This window comes from Micrococcus sp. HMSC31B01 (assembly GCF_001816085.1).
GTDB lineage: Bacteria > Actinomycetota > Actinomycetes > Actinomycetales > Micrococcaceae > Micrococcus > Micrococcus luteus.
Window position 1 is genome coordinate 1 of sequence record NZ_KV824965.1, and the last position, 6,777, is coordinate 6,777.

The 6,777-nt window shown below is 70.1% G+C and carries 11 protein-coding genes; 2 read left to right on the top strand and 9 right to left on the bottom strand.

Translation table 11 applies throughout. The features are described from left to right. Positions 1 to 327 precede the first annotated feature (327 nt). A complete protein-coding gene (locus tag HMPREF3105_RS13325) occupies positions 328 to 567 on the top strand; it encodes a hypothetical protein (RefSeq protein ID WP_141762405.1) in 240 nt (79 codons plus the stop codon). A gap of 498 nt (positions 568 to 1,065) precedes the next feature. On the opposite strand, the gene HMPREF3105_RS02125 is transcribed toward HMPREF3105_RS13325, so the two are convergent. Together HMPREF3105_RS02125 and HMPREF3105_RS02130 are read right to left on the bottom strand one after the other, a co-directional pair. Next, positions 1,066 to 1,515, bottom strand: coding sequence for a hypothetical protein (locus HMPREF3105_RS02125; RefSeq protein ID WP_070708663.1), 450 nt, complete (start codon positions 1,513 to 1,515; stop codon positions 1,066 to 1,068). Positions 1,516 to 1,592: 77 nt separating this feature from the next. Next, the gene (locus HMPREF3105_RS02130; protein WP_070708664.1) at positions 1,593 to 1,817 is read right to left on the bottom strand and encodes a hypothetical protein; all 225 of its coding nucleotides are present in this window, start codon (positions 1,815 to 1,817) and stop codon (positions 1,593 to 1,595) included. A gap of 401 nt (positions 1,818 to 2,218) precedes the next feature. Here HMPREF3105_RS02130 and HMPREF3105_RS12575 point away from each other — a divergent pair, with 401 nt between their 5' ends. Beyond that, positions 2,219 to 2,941, top strand: a complete 723-nt coding sequence (locus tag HMPREF3105_RS12575; RefSeq protein WP_141762406.1) for a DUF3800 domain-containing protein — start codon at positions 2,219 to 2,221, stop codon at positions 2,939 to 2,941. A 736-nt stretch (positions 2,942 to 3,677) separates the two neighbouring features. On the opposite strand, the gene HMPREF3105_RS02140 is transcribed toward HMPREF3105_RS12575, so the two are convergent. From HMPREF3105_RS02140 to HMPREF3105_RS02170, 7 genes are all read right to left on the bottom strand, one after another. Next, a complete protein-coding gene (locus HMPREF3105_RS02140) occupies positions 3,678 to 4,817 on the bottom strand; it encodes a hypothetical protein (RefSeq protein WP_070708665.1) in 1,140 nt (379 codons plus the stop codon). Between the two features lie 17 nt (positions 4,818 to 4,834). Beyond that, positions 4,835 to 5,209 (bottom strand): hypothetical protein, encoded by a 375-nt coding sequence (locus tag HMPREF3105_RS02145; RefSeq protein WP_070708666.1) that lies wholly within the window; start codon positions 5,207 to 5,209, stop codon positions 4,835 to 4,837. Beyond that, the gene (locus HMPREF3105_RS02150) at positions 5,206 to 5,586 is read right to left on the bottom strand and encodes a hypothetical protein (protein WP_070708667.1); all 381 of its coding nucleotides are present in this window, start codon (positions 5,584 to 5,586) and stop codon (positions 5,206 to 5,208) included. The genes HMPREF3105_RS02145 and HMPREF3105_RS02150 overlap by 4 nt, the downstream gene beginning before the upstream one ends. After that, complete coding sequence (locus HMPREF3105_RS02155) at positions 5,583 to 5,831, bottom strand: hypothetical protein (protein WP_070708668.1); 249 nt, start codon at positions 5,829 to 5,831, stop codon at positions 5,583 to 5,585. The genes HMPREF3105_RS02150 and HMPREF3105_RS02155 overlap by 4 nt, the downstream gene beginning before the upstream one ends. A gap of 69 nt (positions 5,832 to 5,900) precedes the next feature. Further along, a complete protein-coding gene (locus HMPREF3105_RS02160; protein WP_070708669.1) occupies positions 5,901 to 6,164 on the bottom strand; it encodes a hypothetical protein in 264 nt (87 codons plus the stop codon). 4 nt (positions 6,165 to 6,168) lie between these two features. Next, the gene (locus tag HMPREF3105_RS02165; protein ID WP_070708670.1) at positions 6,169 to 6,372 is read right to left on the bottom strand and encodes a hypothetical protein; all 204 of its coding nucleotides are present in this window, start codon (positions 6,370 to 6,372) and stop codon (positions 6,169 to 6,171) included. Next, positions 6,369 to 6,587 carry a hypothetical protein gene (locus tag HMPREF3105_RS02170; RefSeq protein WP_070708671.1) on the bottom strand — a complete coding sequence of 73 codons (219 nt, stop codon included), beginning with the start codon at positions 6,585 to 6,587 and terminating at the stop codon, positions 6,369 to 6,371. Before HMPREF3105_RS02170 ends, HMPREF3105_RS02165 begins: the two co-directional genes overlap by 4 nt. Between the last annotated feature and the right edge of the window lie 190 nt (positions 6,588 to 6,777).

A 6,777-nucleotide genomic window follows, 5' to 3' on the forward strand; every position in this document is an offset into this window, starting at 1 on the left:
CGGGGGCGTCGGGAGCTTTGGGGCAGGGGATCAGAACAAGCCCGCCCGTAGGTCCGCTAGTCCCCGCAGGGGACGCCTTAGACCTGACCACCGCACTACCTAGGGAGACACCATGGACAAGCAGCAGACCATCACCGCCCCGCAGGCTTCACCGTCCGGGACTGGGAGAAGTACAACGACGGCGTAGACGTGTACGGCGACGGGTTCGCAGAGGAACGATCCTGGGGCATCAACGACGGCCCGCGGGTGGGCAACGTAGGGTCCAGCTGGGCGCCTGACCGGGGCTTCTTCCTGGAAGTGGGACCGTGCGGGATCGACAACCTCATCGTGGGCGATCTGACTCCCCGCCAGGCCCGCACCCTCGGCTCCCGGCTGCTCGAAGTCGCGGACCGGATCGAAGAGCTCCAGGCCGAGGACGTGCGCGACGCAGTCCGCGCTATCGCGTCGAAGAAGGGCGGCGGGACGATCACCGATCTTGCCCGGGCGGCGGACCGGCTGGGCGTGCAGGTGGTGACGATGGGCGCAGCATGGGAGGCCGCATGGGCCGAACTGGGCGGCGAGCAGTGAGCGCGTAGGCTCGCCTCGTGGTGATGACGCACTGGCCCAGCCCGCACGTGGGATGCGCGGTGACCGGAACAGCGTGCCGGCCAGAGGTCCCCGCTCAGGGGGGACCCCTGGGGCGTCCACAGTCTGTACGCACTCGGAGCCGCTGAGGGGCCCAACCGAATATCCACCCTAGGGCGTCGGGGCTGCCGACACCCTCCAACCTGCCGCCGTCGCAGGTTCGGCGCTCAGTGCCGACCCTCCGCGCCGGTGACGTGAGGGGTAGTCACGTCGGCAGGGTGCGGATAGTGTCCGCACCCCCGAGACGACGAAGGCCCCGGCCCTCCCGCGATGGGAAGGCCGGGGCCGTGCTCTGTGGCAACCACGCGCGGTTGCTGGGCCGGGCGCTACCGTGGTGCTCGCGGCCCTTCCCCTCCAAGCTGGGGCCGCTCATGTTCAGCAGGGCAAGCAGCTTCTACCTAGGTAGGTACTTCGCCCATCCCGCGGCCCAGCGCCGGCGGACTACTTGGCTGGCAATCGCGCGGAACAGATCGCGGTGTTCCCGCTTCCCGCTACCAGCTCAGACCTGTCGAGCGTGACGCCATCCACCTCCAGCTCGCAGGCCGTGGTCATGCCAGGTACGGCGCCAGGGAGGGAGACGTACGCCTCCACCAGGGAGCCCCGCGTGAGCATGTAGCTCGCCTCGTACCACTTCCCGGAAGGGGATGACGGGAGCAAAGCATTCAAGTTGGAATCCACGGTCTCGCGATCGACGTTCAGCAGCACCTTCCCCTTCTCCCTACGCACCGTCGTGCCGTTCGGGGGCAGCCACTGCCCCCGAACTGTCACCGTCACGTAGTCGTCACTCGGAAAGGTGCTGGACCGGGTGGACTCAGGATCACCCTGGCACCCGGTCAGCAGCAGGGCCGACAGGGCCAAGGTGGAGGCAACAATCCGACGTGATGTGAGCATGGCGGAATCTCCTAGAGGTAGCGGCCAAGTTGTGCGGCGCGTGGGCACAGCCTACGGGCCCGCCGCTAGACCTGGGCTCAGACCTCAGTGCACTCCCCGGCGGGGTAGCGCGGGTGTCCGAATAGCACCCAGCTGGTGCCGTCGGACTCGGTGACGTTGACGTAGTCCACGCCCTCCACGTCGGCGGCCGCCTCGCAGATCGCCTTAGCCTGGTCGGCCTCGATGCTGTTCTCCGTGCGCGGGTCCGTGAGGTCCGTGGACACCTCCACGCGGCCGGCCTCCGGGGACTCCACGCCGGTCACGTGCGCGTTCCCGGCCAGAGCGTCGCGGACGCTGGCAGCGAGGTCACCGGCGCCAGATTCGGCAGCCGTCGACGACGGGGCGGCAGGGGACGACGATGCCGGCGCGGAGGTGCCACCAGCACACGCGGACAGGGACAGGGCAAGAGCGGCGAGAACGCCGACGGGTGCGAGCGACTTCATGAAGTGGGAGCCTACCCATGGCCCTCACCTGGTCGTCCCTTCGCCAGACCAGGAGAGACGTTTCATGAGACGGCTACCTCGGGGCGCCAGGGCCATGAGGCGTGGGGAGCCTTACGACGGGCCCTCCCACAGTTAGGCTGTGAATCTCGCCTCTCCTAAGGACGGACATGCCCGCACCGAAAGTTCACCTTCCCCTGGAAACCCGTTGCTCCACCTACTTCGTGGACGAGGCCGGAGCCAAGGGAAGCCAGGGCGAGTACTTCGTCACCGCTGCCGTAAAGACTGACGACCCGGACCGGGTCCTGCGCGGATTCGAAGCGGTCCGACAGGAGAGCAACTACACCAACGCGGACGAGTTGAAGTTCGGACGCGTGAACAAGGGGTCACTGCCCGTCCTACGCCGCGTGATCGACGACGCGGTTGGCGCAGGGGCCCGCTTCGGCATCTTCGTGTTGGACAAGCGGCACTTCGATCCTTGGGTGGACGTAGAGCAGTGGGAGGGACACCTTTTCGCCACTGAGCGACTGCTTCGTGGAATGACAACGAGACGAGAGCTCGGCGTTGCGTTGCTCGACCACATCAGCGTGCCCAAGGAGGTCTCCTACGGTGCGGAGCTCCTGGCGCGAATCAACGGCCGCATGGGCAACCGTCGATTCCTCACCGCCGTCAGCCTCGACTCTAAGACGTGTCCCGGGCTGCAGATCGCTGACATCGTGGCCAGCTCCGCGTACCACTACAGGCGTGGCGTTGAGGAGATGGGGCAGACCCAGTACCTGAAACAGCAGTCCCCAAAAGCTCAGCTTGCCCGCCATGTTGCAGAGACAATCGGCCTTGGGGACTTCTCCGACCACAAGAGTGATAGCGCAAGCGTACGCACATCACATCCACAGTCCTTGACCGAACTTCGGGACGGTGTAGCATCGTTAGTGAGCGAAGAGCCATAGCCTCAGGCTTACAGCGACGCTCCTCGGGCCGGGCCTCAGGTCCACTACCCGAGTCTGGCGAAGAGAGAAGCCAGCACCCCGGTTACAACTTCTGCGCCGCCCCGGCTTTCCGCCGGGGCGGTTTGCTGTTCGGACGGCCCGTTTCAGGGCACGGGCGCGGCCCAGCGCTCCCGTCAGACCGGCATAGGCCCAGGAAGGGACGGCTCAGTCGCCCATCAGCCGCGCCAGCCACTCCCGGTAGTACGCGGCGCGGAGCGGCATCCGCTCTGTCTCTGCGGCGGCGAGCTCCCCACGCACGCGGGTGACCTTGCGATGCCGGCGCTGACGGCAGGACGTCGAACAGAAGCGCGGAGCTTGACCGATCCCCGCGGGAATGACGTCGCGGCCGCACTCAGGGCAGGGTGAAACGGGCATTCTGGGGCCTTTCATGCGTCGTGTGGGCGGGGGGTGGGAACCGTACACAGCCCGAGCCACAGACTGTGGCGGGGCGGGGATGGCGCCCCCCGGGGGGAGGTGGGGTGCCCCCCTTGCTCTGGGGGTGTGCTGGGAGCTTCTCCCTGCGGGCTGTGGCGGGCGTTCGGCGGTGGGGTGGGGCGTTGGTGGTCGGGTGTGTGAGCGTGCGTGAGGGGACGCGTTTGCAGGCACGGGTGCGGGTGCGTTGTGCGGGCGTGGGTCTGTGGGTGCGGGGCGGCCCGCCCTCCGGTGTGGTGGGCGGGCCGCGTCGCGGTGGTGCGGCTCAGGCGTGCAGGCCGGGGTGCTGCTCGCGCGGGAGGGCGGCGCGGTTCGCGGTGATGGCGTCCAGGTCCTCGGCGGTGGGCTCGGGCTGGGGGTTGTCCCAGTCGGGGCGGCGGTAGTCGAGGTTGACCAGGGCCAGGCGCTCGGCGTTGTCGGCGGCGCTCTCCCCCTCGTAGGTGTTGGCGAGGACAAGGCCCTTGCGGTCCTGCCAGTGCTCTGGGTTGATGGCGGCCCCGTAGAGGTGCTGGAGCTGCTGGAGGTCCTCGAACTCGGGCACCCAGAAGTCCAGGCGGGTGCTCCACGTGGCGAGCCACTGGGCGCGGGCGGGGACGGTGGTGCACTCAGCGGGGAACCCGTCCGCGGTGATCGGCCCGAACAGCTCGGCAGGGGCGTCGTCGAGGAACTCCACGATCCCGGGGACGTACCGGCGCAGGTGGGCGCGGGTGGCGGAGGAGCGCAGCTGCCCGATGGCGTTGCGGCGGTTGCTCAGCCACGTCGCGTCGAGGTGGAGGGCGTCACGGAATTGCCCGATGGTGAGCACGCTCTGCGAGGAGACCTTGGACGGCCCCCCGAAGCTCTCCGCGACAGTCGCGTTGATGTCGGTCACGGCGGCGGCCTGGGCGCGGCGCAGGGCCCTGTAGGCGTCCACGACGGCGGCGGCTTCGACGTGGCGGCCCCGGGCGCGGGGGTCGGCGGTCATGGCGGCCTCAGCGGTGGAAGGCACACCGTGGAGGGTGAGGCGCTGGGCGGCGTCGAGGATGCTGGGCAGGGCGCCGGCGAGGTAGGCCAGCGTGAGACGGCCGGCGTCACCCTTGAGGGTGCGGCGTCGCTCGGGGTTGGGGATGGCACGGCTTCGCAGGTTGTTCGCCATGCGTGCACGCTTGGCGGACCGGTCGGCCCAGTCGTCGTGGGCCCGGAAGATGCGCTCGTACTCCTCCCAGTCCCCGCTGATGCGGGCCTGCTCGTACGCGGCGTCCAGGTCCGGTTCGGGGTCCTCGCGGCCGTCGCCGATCTGCTGAATGAGGTTCAGCATTGCCTCGTGGGCGGCCGCGTCGCGGCGCTCTTCCTCGGCGTGCGCGTGGACCTGGGCGCGGATGTCCTCGGCCGTCGTGTAGGCGGGGGTGGTCTTGGTAGTGCTCATGATCTGCCTTTCGTGTGTCAGTGGTTGCCGGCGGCGCGGCGGCGCGCCTGCTGGGTGAAGTGGAGGTCGAGCATCTGCTGGTGCAGTGCGCGGTCGGGGCCGGCCTCGCGGCGAATCGCGGCGTTGACGTCGGCCAGGGTGGGGCCTGCGCCGGGGGGCACCATGCTTGGGCCCAGGTTGGTGAGGGCGATCCGCAGCCGGGCGGCCGGATCGGGGCGGGGCTCGGCGTGGCGGGCGTTGAGGGCCTCGGCGTCGAGACGGGCACGCTCGGCGCGGGCCGTGTCGGCGTGGCGCCGGTCGGCCATGTCCTGCGCCGTGGGGGCGCCGGAGTAGTACCACTGGGCCCAGGTCTGCCGGCCGCCGCGGACGCCGTCGGTGCTGGGGCCGGTCACGGGCGCACCATCCGGGCGTCGCGCGCGTCGGCGAGCTGCTGGAAGAACGTCTCGACGGCGGCACGCTCGACGCGGCCGTCCTCGTTCATGAACGGCTCGGCCCGCAGGTACGGGAGGAGGGGGTCCGGGTCGATCCCGCGGCGGGCGGCGGCGGCTTCCATGCGGGCTTCGAGCATTTCGAGTTGCACGGGGTCGGGGCCGGTCGGGGTGGGCGCCGTCTCGGGGGCGGCGTCCTCGGGGCGGGGGTGCGTCTGGGCGCGCTGAGCGGCGCGTTCCAGGGCGCGGCCGCGGGCCTTCCAGTAGGTGATCTGGTCCTCCAGGGGCAGGGGGTGGGCCTGAGCTTCGGCCTCGGCGTGCGTGATGTGCGGGTGCTTCATGAGTGGTGCTCCTTGCGGGTCGGGGTGGTGGGGACGCGCTCGGCACGCTCGGCGGCGTCGTGCAGGCCGTCAGCGATCCGCCGGGCGTCGTCGGGAGTGAGGGTCAGCACGGGGCGGCCGTGACGGAAGATCGAAACGCCGGGGGCGGGGGCCGCGTCGTGACGCAGGCGGGATACCTGGTAGACGCGTGCGGAGGCGGCGGCTTCCGTGTCGCGCTGCCAGTGCTGGGCGTAGACGCTGTACATGCGGGGATCAGTCCTCGGGGGTCGTGGCGGGGAGCGGATGCTCAGGGGTGCTGTCCGGACCTCGGCGGCTCATGCGGCCTTCTCCGTCTGCTCGGGCTCAGCGGGGGCGAGCTGCTGGCGGGCCACCTCGGCGGCGTCGATCAGGGCGAGGGCAAGCGCGCGCATCTCGTCCACGGTGAGCACCACGCGCGGGTGGGCGTCCGTGATGAGTGCGACGCCGGGCACCTCGCGGCCCTCGGGGTCGATCTGCACGGCGGGCAGCGCCTGCGCTCGGCGGGCCGTGCGGCGATTCTTCGTCCAGTAGGTTGCGTGGGATCGGAACAGGCGGGTCATCCCGTCACTCCTTCTCGGGGTCGGCGGTGGGCAGGGGCGCGGACGGTGACCCGTCCGCGTTGGTCATGGCCGGCCAGTCTCGGGGGATGGGCCGGCGGTCGGTCAGCTCGCGGGTGCCGGTGGTGGGCCGGTGGCGGTCTCGTCCGCCGCGGGCGAGGTCCATGAACCGGGCCACGTCGTCCTCGGTGTAGGCGCGCCGGGTGCTCATGTGTGGGCCTCCGGCAGTTCGGTGAGTTGGGCGCGCAGCCGGTCGGTTTCGGCGTGTGCCTGGGCCAGGGCGGCGCGGAGTTCGGCGGCCTCGGTTTCGGCGCGCTCGGCACGTTTACGGATGCGGTCGTTTCGGCCGACGTGGAAACGGACTGCGGCACGGAGGTTTTCCTCGGTGCTGGCCCGGTCGGTGCTGGCCGTGTTCTCGGTGGTCATCGGTGGTGTCCTCCTCGGGGACGACGACGGCCCCGGCGCGTGGTGCGCTCGGGGCCGTCGATTCGGCGTGATTCTGCGGATTCAGGGGCGGGTGTGACAGGTGTGGCAGGTGCGGGGCAACTTTCTATAGCTCTCCCTCGCGTGGGAAAGTTGTCTTTGACGGGCGTGTCAACTTGTCTGTGTAAGCGGG